General features: G+C 65.3%; 4 protein-coding genes and 1 pseudogene. 3 read left to right on the plus strand and 2 right to left on the minus strand.

Annotated elements, in window-relative coordinates:
• Positions 1-150: 150 nt before the first annotated feature.
• The gene (locus AC1D1L_RS18850; protein ID WP_477342981.1) at positions 151-6198 is read right to left on the minus strand and encodes a translocation/assembly module TamB domain-containing protein; all 6048 of its coding nucleotides are present in this window, start codon (positions 6196-6198) and stop codon (positions 151-153) included.
• 2 nt (positions 6199-6200) lie between these two features.
• Positions 6201-8129: an autotransporter assembly complex protein TamA gene (locus AC1D1L_RS18855; RefSeq protein WP_477342982.1), complete on the minus strand. Its 1929-nt coding sequence runs from the start codon at positions 8127-8129 to the stop codon at positions 6201-6203.
• 280 nt (positions 8130-8409) lie between these two features.
• On the opposite strand from AC1D1L_RS18855, the gene AC1D1L_RS18860 reads away from it, so the two are divergent.
• From AC1D1L_RS18860 to AC1D1L_RS18870, 3 genes and pseudogenes are all read left to right on the plus strand, one after another.
• The gene (locus AC1D1L_RS18860) at positions 8410-13893 is read left to right on the plus strand and encodes an alpha-2-macroglobulin family protein (protein WP_477342983.1); all 5484 of its coding nucleotides are present in this window, start codon (positions 8410-8412) and stop codon (positions 13891-13893) included.
• Between the two features lie 206 nt (positions 13894-14099).
• Positions 14100-16190, plus strand: a complete 2091-nt coding sequence (gene pbpC, locus AC1D1L_RS18865) for a penicillin-binding protein 1C (RefSeq protein ID WP_477342984.1) — start codon at positions 14100-14102, stop codon at positions 16188-16190.
• A 40-nt stretch (positions 16191-16230) separates the two neighbouring features.
• A pseudogene (locus AC1D1L_RS18870) lies at positions 16231-16915 on the plus strand (M15 family metallopeptidase).
• Positions 16916-16993 lie beyond the last annotated feature (78 nt).

The following is a 16993-nucleotide window of genomic DNA, read 5'->3' on the forward strand; positions in this document are numbered from 1 at the left end:
TAAGGGAGCGGTTCGCGTGATAACGACAGTCTTGGCGCAAATTTGCTACTGCCCAACGGATTCCTCAGGAATCTCGTTTCGTCGATTAAAGTGAGACAGTTACTCGAGCTTGGCCAGCGCCAGTGGTGAGGCCAAAGTCCGGCCGAAGGGTCAATATTCCTTCTCGTAGAAGATGCCGCCCTTGGCTTCGCCGCCATCGTTGGCCTCGCCGCGCAGCTTGACGCCGCGCCCGACATTGAGGTCGATCGTCGCCTTGCCCGATCCCGGCTTGTCGCCCTTCTGGATCGTCACATAGGTACGGTCGTTGAGGTATTTGCCCGCCGACACCGCGGTGCCGCCCTGGTCGTCGGTGGTTACGTCCAGATCGTCGACGCCGATTGCACTGCGCAAATTTTCGAGCAGCGAGGTCGAACCGCCGACGCCAGCCAGTTGCCCGGCGGCCTCAGCGAGCTGGGCGATCTGCAGCGGCGACAGGTTCGACATCGAGCGGCCGAAGATCAATTGCGCCAGCACCTCATCCTCGGGAAGTGCCGGCACCGAGGAGAAGGTGAATTTCGGATTGGTCGCCTCGCCCGACACCACGATGGTGACGGTGGCGCTGGTCGTCGTCGATGTCGCGGTCAAATTGAGGTAGGGCACCAGCGAGCCGGAAAAACCGACCGTGCCTTCGGTGAAGGTCAGCCGCTTGCCGAGGATCGACAGCCGCCCGCGCTGCAGAGTGAAGGTGCCGACTGCTTGCGGCGACGCCGCCGGGCCGGTCAGCCTCAGCGAACCGCCGAGCTCGGCGTCGACGCCCCTGCCCTGGATGAAGATCTGGTTCGGCGCGTTGACGGTGACGTCGAGGACAAGCCCGCTGCCGCCCCCACCGCTGGCAGTGGCCGGGCGCAAGGCCTTGTCCTGCGCCCGCACGCTGGCGGGCGCGTTCTTGTGCTTGACACCGAGTGCTGTCAGCGAGCCCGGCAGTTTCTCCGGAACGGTGATGACGGTCTTGGCGAGGTTGACGGTGCCCGAAATCACCGGCACCGAGCTGAGCGGCCCCTTGATGGTAAGGTCGCCGCCGAGATTGGCGGTCACCACCCGCCCGTCGGTGTAGCGGCCGTCGACCAGCTTGATCGACAGGTCTGCCGGGAAACCTTGCGCCGGATTGATGCCGACCGTGCCGGACGCCGACAGGCTGCCGCGCGTCGACAGCGTGCCGGTCAGGCGGTTGATCCTGGCCACACCATTGCCGATCGAAACGTCGGCGGCAATGTCATTGACGGCAAGGCCCGAGCGCGCGTCGACCAGGCGGGCGCCGGACGTGCTGACCGTGCCGCCGATTACGGGCGACGTCGCCGGGCCGCGCACCTGGACATTGACGTTGGCCGTACCGCTCAGCGACAGGCCTTGCGCGGCAAGCTTGGCGGCAAGGAAGGAAAACGGCACTTTGCCGTTGAAGTCGAGCACCAGCGCCGGCGTTCCCGCTGTGGTGACGCTGCCGCCACCCTTGAGGCCAAGCCCGGCGCCGTCGCTGATGTCGGCGTTGAAGGTGAGCTTCTTGCCGGCGAACGTTCCCGACGAAGAGATGTTCATGCCGCCAAGGCCGGCACTGCGCGTCTGCGACGTCTGCACCCCGCCGGCGTCGATGTCGAAGGCAACGGCCGGATTGGCCGGCGCGCCCGTCACCTTCACGGTCCCGGAGATCGACCCGGCGGCATCGAGGCCCGGCGAAAAACTGTTGGCCAGCGATGCCGGCACCTTGGCCAGCGCGGCATTGATGTCCAGCGCCTGCCCGACCTTGCCCGTCACCGTCGCCGTACCGCCGCCGAGATTGAGCACCAGCCTGTCCAATGTCGTCGTGCCATTGGCGATGCTGACGGTCGAGGCCTGCGCGATGGCGGCCTTGATGCCCTGCACCGTGGCCTGCCCCGAAGCGAGTTCGATGGTTGTGATGCCGCCAGCGACCTTCACCCGGCCCGCGGCTTTCGCCGGGATACCCTTGACGGTAGCGCCGCCGGAAAAGCCGGTCCAGTCGCCGTCGCGCTTGAGGTCGACATCGATACCGCTGATAGCGGTGCCGCCGGAGATGACGCTGTCGGCGCGGATTTTGCCGGAAATGACCGGCGCGGCAAGATAGTTGGCGACCAGCGCATCGATCGACACGGTCTTCGCCTGCAAGTCGCCGCGCGTGATCGACGCGGTCGAAGCCTTGACGGCAACGTTGGCGCCGTCGTTGCTCTTGGTGAAGGCTATGGTGCCGCGCACGTCGCCTTCGGCCTTTTCCAGCGCCAGCGCTGCCAGCGGTCCGATATCGGGCAGGTCGAGCGCGATGGTGCCGACCGGGACAAAGGCCTCGTCGAGCGCGAGATCGCCGGAAATCCTGTTCTTGCCGAGCGACAACAGCAGGCCATTGATGGCGCTCTTGCCGTCGGCTGTCGCCAGCACCGCGCTGCCTTGCAGCGCTTGTCCGGCGACATTGCCGGTCAGTTCCACATTGGCCGCCGGATTGGCGGCATCGGCCTTGCCGGTGGCGGTCAGCTTCAGCCCGGTGATTTCGCGTTCCGCCACCAGCAGCCGGTCGCTGTTGACCGTCAGCGACAGGTCCGGCGCCATGACAGGCCCTTGCGCGTTGAGCGCAAAGCCAACCGCGCCCTTGGCATCCTTCGACAGCAGCGAGATGTCCGATAGAGCGCCCTTGATGTCGGCGCTGAGCTTGTTGTCGGCGAGGCTGGCCTGGCCGTCGGCGGTCAGCGCGCCCGATACCAGCTTGACCGGACTAGCGCTGACATTGCCTTGCGTATCGCGCTTGAGTGTAGCGCTGAGCTGCGTCCGCTCGGCCAGCATGCCGCGCGCCGCTGCCGGCAATGCCGCCGACAGGGCGTCAGCCTTGAGGTTGAGGTCGATGGCGCCGTCGGCCAGCGAGACGCGGCCATTGAATGCGCTTTCCAGCGCTGCGCCCTGCACCGAACCGCTGTCAATGGTGATGGCATCCGCCGCCAGGCTGCCGGTAACCTTGGCGGTGATCTTGCCGGCAATCAGCGGTGCGATGGTTGGATTGTCCAGACCGATCTTTTCTGCCGTCACCGTGCCCGAGATCGGACCGGTTCGGCTTTTTACATCGAACGCATCGGAATGCAGTGCAAGCGCGATGCCTTCAACCTTGGTGAAATTCGTCGCCACCGAGGGCAACACCGCCGAGATGTCGAGCTTGGCTTGCGCAGCCTGCCCCGCCGCCTTCACCGACAGCGCCTGCAATTCGAGCTTGATCGGGCTTTCCGCGCTGCCGAGCGTCAGCGGCAGGCTCGGACCAGACGAAGTCAGGTCGAGCGCAAAATCGCTGGCGCCGTTCGGGTTGATGGTCCCGGCCGCCTTGCCCGAGATTTTTTCGCCTGATAGCGTCGCCTGGTCCAACACCACGCCACCTGCCGTGGAATAACTGCCGGCCGCATCGAGATCGAGCGGCCCGAGCCCGGCCTGGCGGGTCTGGTTGGTCTCGGCACCAGCCAGCCTTGCATTAAAACGGATGTCCGGATTGGCCGACGTTCCGGTGATTTGCGCCGTGCCGTCCAGCGTGCCCGCGGCGTCGAGGCCAGGCGAAAAATCATTGGCGAGGGCTGCCGGCAAGGCGGAGAAAGTTGCCGCCAGATCGAGCGTCTGGCCTGCCGTGCCCGACAGCGTCACCGAGCCGCCGCCGAGATCGACCACCAGCCTTTGAATGTTGGTGGTGCCATCGGCGATCGTCAGGCTCGACGGCTCGGTAATCGCCGCCTTGATGCCGCGCACCGTCGCTTCGCCGGATGCGATCTCGACGCTGGTCGTGCCGCCGGCGATCTGCGCCCGCCCGGCAGCCGTCGCCGGGATGCCTGATATGGTCGCGCCGCCGGTAAAATTGGTCCAGTCGCCGTCGCGCTTCAAGTTAACGCCGATGCCGCTGACGACGGTCGTTCCCGAGGTCACGCTGTCGGCCTTGATCGTGCCGGAGATCGCCGGGCTGTCGAGATAGTTGGCGATCAGCGCACTGACGGTGATCGCCTTGGCCGCCACATCGCCGCGCGCAACCGACACGCTGGCCGCATTGATGGTGACGGTGGGCGCCTCGCCGTCCTTGGCGAAGACCACGGTGCCGCCGATGTCGCCGGCCACCGTCTGCCCGGCCAGCGAAGCCAGCGGCGCTATGTCGGGAGCGGATATCGTCAGCGTGCCCAGCGGCAGGAAATGATCGTCCAGCGCGAGATCGCCGGACACCTTATTGTCGCCCAGCGCCACGCTGAGCCCGTTGATGGAGCGCTTGCCTTCGCTGGTCACCAGCGCCGCCTTGACGGCGAGCGGCTGCTCATCGACCGAGCCGGTCAGGGAGACTTGCGCCGCCGGGCTTGCGATGTCCGCCTTGCCCGAGGCGGTCAGCTTGATGTCCTTCACCGTACGACCTGACGCCGTCAGGCTGGCGCTTTCGGCCGTGACAGAAAAATCCGGTGCATTGCGCGCGCCGCTGGCCGTCAGCGCGAAATCGACGCCGCCGGCGACCGGCACGCCAACCAGCGGCGACAGCACCGAGACGTCGCCGAGCTTGCCCTTGATGTCGGCCTGGATGTCGCTGCCTTGCGCGCTGGCGGTACCGCTGGCGCTGAGCGAACCGGAGGTCAGTTCGATCGAATTGGCGGCGAAGGAGCCTTGCGGATCGCGGGTCGCGGTGGCCGCGAACTTGACCCGTTCGCCAAGCAGCGAACTGATCTGCGGCGGCAATGCCGTCGACACCGCATCGGCATTCATCTTCAGCGTCATGGCGAGGTCGGCCAGCGTTACTTTGGCCGTCAGCCCGGCATTGAGCGCATCGCTGCGCAGCGTGCCTTCATCGAGCGAGATTTCATCCTTGCTGATTGTGCCGGCCAAAGAGGCCGTCAGCTTGCCGGTGATCAGCGGCGCCAGCGTCGCCACGTCGGTCTTCAGCCCGGCTGCCGTCAGCGACACGCTGACCGGGCCACTGCGGTTCTCAATGTCGAAGCCGTCGGAATGGATCCGCGCATCGAGATTGTTCACCTGAGAGCCGCCCGCCACCACCGAGACCAGCGAAGCGCCGGCGTCGATCATCGGCGCCTTGCCGTCGCCGAACGCGCGCGCCGTGACATTGTTTATGGCCACCATGATCGGTTGCGCCGGGGTGCCGACATTGACCGTGACAGGCTCGCCCTTGGCTGCAAGTTCCACCGAAAGGTCGCTGGCGCCCTTCGGGTCGACCATGCCTGAGGCGCTACCGTGGACGGCGCCGCTCTCGATCGTGGCGCGCTCGATGTCGACGCCGCCGGCCGCGGTCGCGGTGCCGGCGAGGTCGAAACTGGTCTTGCCGGCAAACAGCGACTTGAACTGTTCCGGCAGAAAACCTTCGAACGAACCGTCGCCCTTGGCCTCGATCCGGTTGCCCTTGTCGGTCAGCTGATGACGGCCGGTAAGCTGGGTGACGATCTGGCCGTCGACCATGAAAGTGCCGACGCCGCTCCAGTTGGCCAGTGGCCCGGTGCCGGAGACAACGATGTTGACTGGCGGCGCGCCCGGCAGCTTGAGCAGATTGGCAATGATGCCGCCGGCCGGTTCGGATGCCTTGAGATCGAGGTCGAGCTTGTTGTCGGCGGGCGCGAAATGGATGTTGGCGTCGACATTGCCTTGTTTGCCGTCATGGCGGGTGATGTTGAGCACCGTCTGGACCGCCAGCGGCGAGGCGTCGACCTTGGCCGATCCCTTGGCGGCGAGTTCGGCAATACCGCTGCCGGCAAGTTGCTGGCCAAGCGCGATCTCCGGCAGATCGATCGCTCTGATATCGAGCGAAACCGGCAGGCCGGTCGACCCGCTCTTGGCAGGCTCCGTGCTCGCAACCGGCAGCCGTGCCAGTTCGATGCGCTCGGCAGCGATACGGTCGGCGCTGAAATTCTTCGACAGCAGCGCCAGCGGCGACCAGTCGACCGCCACCTTGCGCGCCACCAGCCAAGCGCCGTTGCGGTCTTCCAGCACGACATCGTCGACCGTCAGCGCGCCGGACCAGATGCCATCAATGCCGCTGACGGTGACCTTGCTGTCTCCTGATGAGGCTATGTTCGAGATGATGCCGGCGAGGTTTTCGCGGCCACGCTCGGTCTTGGTCAGCACGACAAGCGCGCCGACGGCCGCCGCCAGCACGATCAGCAGCGTGTAGAAAAAGAGCCGAAGGATGCGTCTCAAAATCTTCATCGTCAGAAAGCCTGTCCGATGCCGGCATAGATGCCGAAACGCGGATCGCCACGGTCGCGGTTGAGCGGCAGGGCGGCGTCGATGCGCAGCGGCCCGAACGGCGTAATGTAGCGCAGGCCGACGCCGGCGCCGACCTTCATGTCGGAAAAGTCCGGCGTCGATTTGGTCGAGACGGTCCCGGCGTCGACGAAGGGCACGATGCCGATCGTGTCGGTGAGCGCGATGCGCATCTCGACCGATGTCTCGAAGAAGGAAAGCCCGCCGATCGGCTGATTGTCGATGTCCTTGGGACCGATGCCCTGATAGGCATAGCCGCGCACCGAACCGCCGCCGCCGGAATAGAAGCGCCGGTCGGCCGGAACATGTTCGAGGCTGGTGCCGACGATCGAACCCAGGACGACACGTTCGGCAAGCACGAACTTCGAAGCCGTGTCGAGCGACTGATAGGCCGACCCCTCGCCCTTCAGCTTGAGGAAGGCGGCGCCGCTCATAATGTCGTAGCTCGGCTCGGCATAGGCCAGCACCCTGAAGCCGCTGGTCGGGTTGAGGCGGTTGTCGCGGTTATCATAGACATATTGCAGCGGAATGCTGGCGATCAGGTATTTGTGCTTGCCGAAAGTGTCGGTGACCCTGGAATAGTCGAGCGCGATTTCGGCCGAAACCGTCTGCTTCTTGTCGATGTCATAGGACAGGCCGGTGCTGCCCTTGATCGAGAAATGGTCGTAGGCATCGGGGTGTTCGAGCACGGTCTTGACGCTGGCGATGAATTTTGAAGCTGGCCCGACCACCCCCGGCTTTTCGAACATGATGCCGGCATTGTAGTTGAGTTCGCTGAGATCGTTGCTGCCGATACCGCTGATCTTGCCGTCGATGCGCAGCTTTTCGGCCCGGCCGAACAGGTTGCGATGGCCCCAATAGCCTTCGAGGCCGAGCCCCTCGGTGTTGGAGAACGTGCCGCCAACGCCGAAATAGCGCGGCTTGCGCTCGCTGACCTGGACGCCGATCGGGATGTTGCCGTCGGCGTCTAGCTGGTCTGCTTCCTTCAGCGTGACGCTGTTGAACACTTCCAGCCCGAGCAGCCTGTCGCGGGCATCGTCGATCTCGTCAGGAGAGTATTGCCGGCCGCGTTTCAGCCCGGTCATGTATTCGGTGAACTCGCGGTCGACCTTCTCGGTTCCCTCGACACTGGTGTCGCCATAGCCGGCCACTGGTCCGGCGGCCACCGTCAGCGTCACGTCGAGCGTCGAGGTGTTGTGATCGGCGACGATCTGCCGATCGGTGATCCGAGCCAGCGGCCGGCCCTCCTGCTTCAGCGCCCGCACAATCAGCGCTCCGGCCTTGAGCACGGCACCCGAACCGGCATCGCCGCCAGCGATCAGGCCGAAATCGGCGCTCGCAAGCCCGGCGGCATCGCCTTCCAGCCGGATGTTGCCGAGCGTGAATTTGGGCCCGCTGGCGATGCTGATCACCACCGGAATCGGCTGCGGACCGGTAAATTCGGCATCCGGAGGCAGATCGTCGAGCGCCTTGCCCTGGATGGTGATGGTCACGACGCCTTCATAGCGGGCATCTGAATAGAGGGCGGCGACCAGCTGCTCGCGGTCGCTGCGCGCCTTGGCCAAAAGGCCGAGCGAGCCGGAAACCGGGCGTTCCTCGTCGGCTTTCAGCGTCGAGGCGTTTTCGAGCTTCTTGACCAGGTCCTTGTCGGCATCGGGCGCCTCGATGCTGACGGAATAGCGCAGCGGGTCGACGATATCGGCGTCCTCGTCGTTAGACGAACCCCACAATTTGATGCCGAAGATCTCGAAGGCCGCCGCCGACCCCGATTCGGCGGCGAGCACGGTCGAGCACGCCAACGCCAGAATCAGCGCGCGCGAAAGCGCACGCCGTGGCGCGGTTCCTTTCGACATCTGCGCTTCACACGCCGGCATTAAGACAACCTAGGTTACAAAACTAAAATTGGAATGAAGTTTTGAAGCGCTCGTAAAGGGGCCACAATCCAATTGTCTGAAATAGGCAGGGCTTGGAATTCACACCTTCTGCGTTGCCGCAAGAAAGCGTGATCCCCTTCCCTGTGGATGAACTGTCGGCATACCGGTCATTTGCCGGTTTGGGAACCGTTGGCGGGCGGAAACCTGCCCGTCCTCGTGTTGACAAGCTTGACTGAAGCTTGAACAAGCCTTGGACGTCAGCAGTGTCTGGGAGGGTGTTATGGCAATGCGCGCGGCTCGTGGTCTGTCTATCCTGATCCTTCTCTTTTTCGCCTGGGGAGCTGTCGCGCAAGCGGCCGAAGCCCGCCGGGTGGTGACCTCAAACAATTCGGATTATTTCGGTTTCGATCTCAGATCGGACCAGAATGTCAGCCTCGATCAGTGCAAGACCACATGCCTCGGCGACCCCGCCTGCCGCGCCTTCACCTACAACAACAAGGCCAGATGGTGCTTCCTGAAATCCGACTATAACCAGTTGAAACCCTTCAGCGGCGCTGTCGCCGGCAAGGTCGTCAATGTCGATGGTGATCCCGATATCGGCGCCCCGCCGGAACTTGTCTTCTTTCCCAACTGGATGGCCGATCAGGCCCAGCAGTACCGCAACAAGCTGACCGATCCGGCCTATGACAAGCCGACCGAGGGTCTGGAAGCGCTCCGCGCCGCGGCCGAACAGGCCGCACTGACCGGCGACCATGCCCAGGCCATGAACAAATACGAGGCTGCCGTTTCGGTCCTGCCCGATGACGGCCGGCTGTGGCTCGGCCTGGCCCGCGAAACGCTTGCCCAGCAGCCGGCCAATGGCAGCTCGGGAGCTTATAATTTGCCGGTCAAGGGTACGTCGGCAGCCTTCAACGCCTACAAATTGCTGCGCACCACCAAGACCCGCGCCGAGGTGCTGGCACTGATGGGTAACGGCCTCGACCGCCGCGATCTCTACCGTCCGGCCCTGCAGGCCTATGAGGCGAGCCTCGCGCTGGTCAGTTCGCCGGCGGTCAAGGCAGAATATGAGGATCTCAAGGCCCGCAAGGGCTTCCGCGTCATCGATCACTCCATCGATGCCGACACCAGCGCGCCGCGCATTTGCGCGCAGTTCTCCGAGGAGCTGGTCAAGACCGGCGTCGATTACGCCCAGTTCGTCACCGTCGACAACCAGCCGCCCAAGGGCGTCGAAGCCAAGGACAAGCAGATCTGCGTCGAAGGTCTGGAGCATGGCCAGCATTATGAAGTGACCTTCCGCGCCGGCCTGCCGGCCGCAATCGGCGAGGTCACCGCCGCGCCGGTCGTGCTGTCGATCTATGTTCAGGACCGTGCACCGTCCGCCCGCTTCACCGGCGACAGCTTCGTGCTGCCGGCCGGCGCCCGCCGCGGCATTCCGGTCGTCACCGTCAACATGAACGCCGCGCAGATGAAGCTTTATCGCATCGGCGATCGTTCGCTGGCGCAGCTTCTGTCCGGCTACCAGTTCCTGAAGCAGCTCGACGGCTACGACATTTCAAGCATTTCCGACCAGATGGGCGAGCCTGTCTGGCAAGGCCAGCTCGACATCGCCAACGACCTCAACAAGGACGTCACGACGTCGTTCCCGGTCGACGAGGCCTTGCCTCAGCGCAAGCCCGGCGTCTATGTGCTGACCGCGCAACCGGTCAACGACAATGGCGACGACAATTACAATTCGCTTGCCACCCAGTGGTTCGTCGTTTCCGACATTGGCCTGTCGACCTACACCGGCCAGGACGGGCTGAATGTCTTTGCCCGCTCGCTCGGCACCGCCAAGCCGATCGCCGGCGCCGAACTGACGCTGCTGGCCAGGAACAATGAAATCCTCGGCACTGCGACCTCGGACGCCGAAGGCCATGCCGTCTTCAACCCCGGCCTGACGCGCGGCGACGGCGGCATGGTGCCGGCCGTGCTGATGGCCAAGCAGGGCGACAACGACTTCGTCTTCCTCGACATGGGCCGCGCCGGCTTCGATCTTTCCGATCGCGGCGTCTCCGGGCGGGCAGCACCTGGTGCGCTCGATGTCTATGCCTGGACCGAACGCGGCATCTACCGCGCCGGCGAGGATGTGCATGTCGCCGCCCTTGCCCGCGACGGCGCCTCCAAGGCGGTCGAGAACCTGCCGCTGACCTTCATCTTCACCCGCCCTGACGGCGTCGAGAACCGCCGCATTGTCGCCGACGGCGTGTCGGCCGGCGGCTATGCAGTCGACCTGCCCCTCGAAGCCAACGCCATGCGCGGCACCTGGACGGTGTCGATCTATACCGATCCCAAGCAGGCCGCCGTCTCCAGCCAGATGTTCCTGGTCGAAGACTTCGTGCCGGATCGCATCGAGTTCGACATGAAGTCCGACAAGCAGGAGATCGCACAGGGCGAAACCGCCAATATCAACATTGACGGCCGCTTCCTCTATGGCGCACCGGCAGCCGGCCTCGCCCTCGAAGGCGAGCTGACGCTGTCGACGGCGCGCGACTGGGACCGTTTCGCCGGCTATTCGTTCGGCCTCGCCGACGAGCAGTCGGCCGAACCTTCGGTCACCCCGTTCATCGGTCTTCCCGTGGTCGGCGATGACGGCAAGGCGACCTTCCCGGTCACGGTTGACCAATTGCCCGCGACGACCAAGCTGGTCGACGCCAAGGTCACGGTGCGCATGCGCGAAACCGGCGGCCGCGCCATCGAGCGGTCGCTCAACATCGGCATTCGCCCGCAGGGCCACATGATCGGCATCCGTCCGGATTTCGAGGACAATGAAGTGCCGCAGGGCGGCACCGCCAAATTCAGCCTGATCGCGGTCGATCCCGACGGCAACCGCGAAACGCTGAAAGGCGCGCAGTGGTCGCTGGTCAAGGTCGAACGCAATTACCAGTGGTACCGCTCCAACAACTCCTGGAACTACGAGCCAGTGACCTTCACCAAGTCGATCGCCAGCGGCCAGGTCGATCTCAGCGCCGATGCCGAGGCGACCGTGACGATGCCGGTCGACTGGGGCCAGTACCGGCTCGAGATCGAGACCGCCGACCCCGAGGGCCCGGCGACCAGCTATGAGTTCGACGCCGGCTGGTATGTCTCCTCGACCTCCACCGAAACGCCTGATGGCCTCGAGATCGCCCTCGACAAGGACGCTTATGCCGCTGGCGAAGTAGCCAAGCTGAAAGTGTCGCCGCATTTTGCCGGCGAACTGCTGGTCACCATCGGCGCCGACAAGCTGCTCAAGACTGTCACGGCGACCGTGCCGGCCGGCGGCAGCACCGTCGACATCCCGGTCGGCGACGACTGGGGCGCCGGCGCCTACATCACCGCGACCCTGTTCCGGCCCGGCGATGCGCAGGAAACGCGCATGCCGGCCCGCGCCATCGGCGTGAAATGGCTGACGGTCGATCCGAGCTCGAAGAAGCTCGCCGTTACGCTCACGCCGCCGGACAAGACGATGCCGCGCCAGCAGCTGTCGATCCCGGTCGCAGTGGCCGGCGTTGCACCCGGCAGCAATGCCTATGTCACGGTCGCGGCCGTCGATGTCGGCATTTTGAACCTCACCAACTACAAGGTGCCGGACCCAGAGGACTGGTATTTCGGCCAGCGCATGCTCGGGCTTGAAGTCCGCGACATCTATGGCCGCCTCATCGACGGCTCGCTCGGCACCACCGGCAAGCTCAGGACCGGCGGTGACGGCGCCGCCATGCAGACGCAAGGCAGCCCGCCAACCGAAAAGCTGGTGGCCTTCTTCTCCGGCCCGGTCCAGCTCGACGCCGACGGCAAGGCAAGGATCGACTTCGATATCCCGCAGTTCAACGGCACCGTGCGCGTCATGGCCGTCGCCTGGACCAAGGATGCCGTCGGCCACGCCACGACCGACGTCATTGTTCGCGATCCGGTGGTGATCACTGCCGGCCTGCCGCGCTTCCTGGCGCCCGGCGATGCCGCCGTCATGCGGCTCGACGTTGCCGACACGGACGGCCCGGAAGGCGACTATGCCTTGTCGATCGCAACGACAGGCGACCTCTCGACCGGTGACAAGCCGCTGCCTGAAAAGCTGACGCTGGCCAAGGGCAAGCGCCAGACGCTGACCGTGCCGCTGATTGCACAGTCGGCGGGCAATGCCTCGATCACCATCAAACTCGCCCATGGCGACGGCGCCTCGGTGGAACAGACGCTCTATGTGCCGGTGCGCCCGGCGCAATTGCCTGTCACCACCCGTCTGGTCGTCGACCTCAAGGGCAACGGCGGCTCGCTGCGCGTCGACAAGGAGCTGCTCGCGGCAAGCCTGCTCGACGGCGCCTCGATCAGCGTCGGCGTTTCGCAGGCCGCCGCCTTCGACGTGCCATCGCTGCTGATGACGCTCGACCGCTACCCCTATGGTTGCGCCGAGCAGACCACCAGCCGTGCCATGCCGCTGCTCTACGTCAACGACGTCGCATCAAGCATCGGCATGCAAAGCGATCCTGACCTGCACGACCGTGTCCAGGCCGCCATCTACAAGGTGCTGAGCTACCAGGCTTCGGCCGGCAGCTTCGGCCTGTGGGGTCCAGGCTCCGGCGATCTGTGGCTCGATTCCTATGTCACCGACTTCCTGACCCGGGCGCGCGAGCAGAACTACGACGTGCCGGCCCTGGCGATGAGCCAGGCGTTGAGCAATCTGCAGAACTCGGTCGGCTATGACCAGGACGTTCAGGACCGCGGCAGCGAGATCGCCTACGCGCTCTACGTTCTGGCCCGCAACAAGAAGGCCTCGGTCGGCGATCTGCGCTACTACGCCGACACCAAGCTCGAAGCCTTCTCGAGCCCGATGGCCGTCGCCCAGCTGGCAGCGAGCCTGGCGCTGTACGGCGACGCGCAGCGTTCGGAAGCGACCTTCCAGACGGCGCTGCAGCTGGCCAAGTCGACCACCGACTACGACTACTACCGGTCCGACTACGGCTCGCGGTTGCGTGACGGCGCCGCGATCCTGGCGCTCGCCGCCGAATCGAAGCCGGTGCCGACCATTGTGCCGGAGCTGATCAAGCTGGTGGCAGGGGAACGCGCCGATGCCCGCTGGACCAGCACGCAAGACGAGTCCTGGATGCTTCTGGCGGCTCGTGCGCTGAAGTCGGGCAACGATTCGATCAAGCTGTCGGTCAACGGCGCGCCGCATGCCGGTGGATATTCCACACAGCTGAGCGGCACCGATATCGCCGACAGCCCGCTGACCATCGCCAACACCGGCACCACGCCGCTGCAGGCGGTTGTTACCACGGTCGCCTCGCCGGTAGAGCCGTTGCCGGCTGGCGGTGATGGCTTCACCATCGATCGCACCTACTACAAGCTCGATGGCACCGAGGCCAACGTCACCGAGGCGACGCAGAACGAACGCTACGTGGTCGTGCTCAAGGTCTACGAGCAGAACCGCTGGCCGTCGCGCCTGCTGATCACCGACCTGTTGCCGGCCGGCTTCGAGATCGACAATCCGGGCCTTGTTTCCAGCGCCCAATTGTCGAACTTCACCTGGCTGGCGCAGACCGACGCTGCCCATCTCGAATTCCGCGACGACCGTTTCGTCGCGGCATTCAACCCCAATGACGGCGACGGCGACCGCAACATCATGCTGGCCTATGTCGTGCGTGCGGTGACGCCGGGCACCTATGCCCATCCGGCAGCCACGGTGGAGGACATGTACCGGCCGCAGTACTCGGCCCGCACCGCCACCGGCATGATGGAGATCAAGGCGCCGTAAGGCGCCTTGATAGACGTAGCGATGGCGCTGCCCCTCATCCGCCTTCCGGCACCTTCTCCCCGTACAGTGACGGGGAGAAGGGCGCTGTTGCGATCGTTGGCACCCCTTCTGCAACGTTGGAAATTGGCGAAAACCTCTGCGCAGGCCCCTTTCTCCCCGTCTCTATACGGGGAGAAATGTCCGGCAGGACAATGAGGGGCGGCGCCATGCTTTCGAGGAAATTTCTCCGCCGCACCGCAATAACCGCAGCTACCTGCGCCGGGATCCTTTCGGTTGCAGCCGCCACCCTTTGGCGGCTCGACCGCGCCTACGCACCACCTCTGCCCGAAAAACTCACCGTCTCGACCGAAGTCCAGGATCGCGACGGCCAGCTGTTGCGCGCCTTCGCCACGCCGGACGGCTACTGGCGGCTCGACACACACCTCGACCAGGTCGACAAGCAGTTCGTCGACATGCTTGTCACCTATGAAGACAAGCGTTTCTGGGACCATGATGGCGTCGACGTGCTGGCGCTGGCGCGCGCTGCCGGTCAGCTCGTCACCAACGGCCATATCGTCTCGGGCGGCTCGACGCTGTCGATGCAGCTCGCCCGCCTGATCGAGCCGCGCGAAAGCCGCAGCCTCGGCTCCAAGCTCAAGCAGATGCTGCGTGCCATCCAGATCGAGCGGCGGCTGTCCAAGCAAGAGATCCTCGAACGCTACCTGACCTTGGCGCCCTATGGCGGCAATCTCGAAGGCGTGCGCGCCGCGTCCCTCGCCTATTTCGGCAAGGAGCCGAAGCGGCTGACGGTCTCGGAAGCCGCCTTGCTGGTGGCGCTGCCGCAATTGCCGGAAAAGCGCCGGCCCGACCGCAATCTCGACATCGCCCACGCCGCCCGCGACCGCGTGCTGACCCGCATGGTTTCATCCGGTCTGCTTGGCGAGCGTGAGGCCGCGCGCGCCGCACTTGACGATGTCTCGGGCCTGCGCCGCAAACTGCCGGCGCTGGCGCCGCACGCCGCCTACGCCATGCTGCCCAAAGCCGTCCCCGGCAAGCCGCTGCAGCTGACGATTCGCAAAAGCGTCCAGCAAGGGCTGGAACAGGTGGCGCGCGATGCCGCCATCAAGCTCGGCCCTCGCCTGTCCGTCGCCATGGTGATGGCCGATGCCCGCACCGGCGATATCCTCGGCGAAGTCGGCTCGGCCGACTTCTTCGACGCCAGCCGCTCCGGCTGGATCGACATGACCAAGATCGTGCGTTCGCCCGGCTCGACGCTGAAGCCGTTCATCTATGGCCTCGCCTTCGAGCAGGGGCTGGTGGCGCAGGAAATGCTGATCGAGGACAGTCCGGTCGATTTCGGCGGCTACCGGCCGAAGAATTTCGACATGGGGTACCAGGGCGATGTCTCGATCCGCCAGGCGCTGCAATTGTCGCTCAACGTGCCGGCGATCCGTGTGCTTGACTCGGTCGGCCCGGCACGGCTGATGGCGCGCTTCCGCCAGGCCGGCGTCAGTCCGGTGCTGCCGGTCAACGAGGCGCCGGGCCTCGCCATCGGCCTCGGCGGCGTCGGCGTGACGCTGCGCGATCTCGTCCAGCTCTATACCGGGCTCGCCAATGGCGGCAAGGCGAACACGCTGCATGACGGCACCGAGCCCGCCAATGCCGAGCGCACCACCGCCACCATTCTCGACGCCCAGGCGAACTGGCAGATCACCGATATCTTGTCGGGGGTAAAGCCGCCCGAAGGCGCCCTGCAGCGCGGCATCGCCTACAAGACCGGGACCTCCTACGGCTATCGCGATGCCTGGTCCGTCGGCTTCGACGGCCGCTACGTGCTGGGCGTCTGGGTCGGCCGCGCCGATGCCGGTGCTGTACCCGGCCTGTCCGGCTATGTCTCTGCCGCCCCCATCCTGTTCGAGGGCTTCGTCCGCTCCGGCCTCGCCGCCGTGCCGCTGCCCAGCCAGCCGGCCGGCGTCGTCAAGGCCAAACGCGAAGATCTGCCGGTGACACTGGCGCGCTTCGGCGCCGGCGCCGACGGGCTGGTACAGGCAGGCCCGACCGAGCCGGCCCCGACCATCATCTTCCCACCCAACGGCGCCCGCGTCGATCTCGCCACCAACTCCGCCGAGGCCTCGCCACTAGTGCTGAAACTGCAAGGCGGCCGCGCGCCGTTCCGCTGGCTTGCCAACGGCAAGCCGCTCGTCGGCATCGACCGCCGCCGCACCGCCACCTGGCTGCCCGACGGCGCCGGCTATTCGACGCTCACCGTCATCGATGCCGTGGGCCGCGCGGCCAGCGTGAAGGTGTTCGTTGAATAGATGGCGCCAGGCGATTCAAAGCATTGGACTTTGCGTCCTCATGCCTTTCGTCTTCGCTCTCCCCGCCTCCGCCGATCCCCTGCCCGCCGGCTTTGTCCGCCTTGCCGATGTCGATCCTACAATCCGGCAGGACATCCGCTATGCCGGCCTGGAAAACTTCCTGCATCGCAGGGCCGACGGCTACGACGCGCCGGTCTGCATCCTCACAAGGCAGGCGGCGCAAGCGCTGTCTGGCGTGCAAAAAGACGCTCGCTTCCGACGGCCTGACGCTGGTCGTCTTCGACTGCTACCGCCCGGCCCGCGCCGTCGCCGACATGGGCAAATGGACCAAAGAAGGCGGCCCGTCCGACCCGCAATGGTATCCCAAGGTCAAGCGCGCCGACCTCATCGCCAAGGGCTATATCGGCGAACTGTCCACCCATTCACGCGGCTCGACCGTCGATGTCGCCATTGCCCGCAGCGATGGCAAAAGCACATCATCCGCTGCCTGCGGTGCTACGGGTGCCGGCACGCTCGATTTCGGCACCAGCTTCGACTGTTTCGATCCGGCGAGCGAAACCGCCCACCGCCCGCTCGCGGCCGATGCGGCGGCCAACCGCAAAAGACTGCTCGATGCCATGCGCGCCGGCGGCTTCAGGAATTATGCCCGGGAATGGTGGCACTACACGCTCGGGAACGAGCCATTTCCAAAGCAGCGCTTCGACTTCCCCGTCACTGCGAATTGAAACCACCCGGTATTACGGCGAATCTCCGCCGCGGCGGCCTTGCCTCAGCGCGGCCCGCTTCTAAATAGCGCCGGACGG

This window comes from Mesorhizobium sp. P2_D6 (assembly GCF_056404315.1).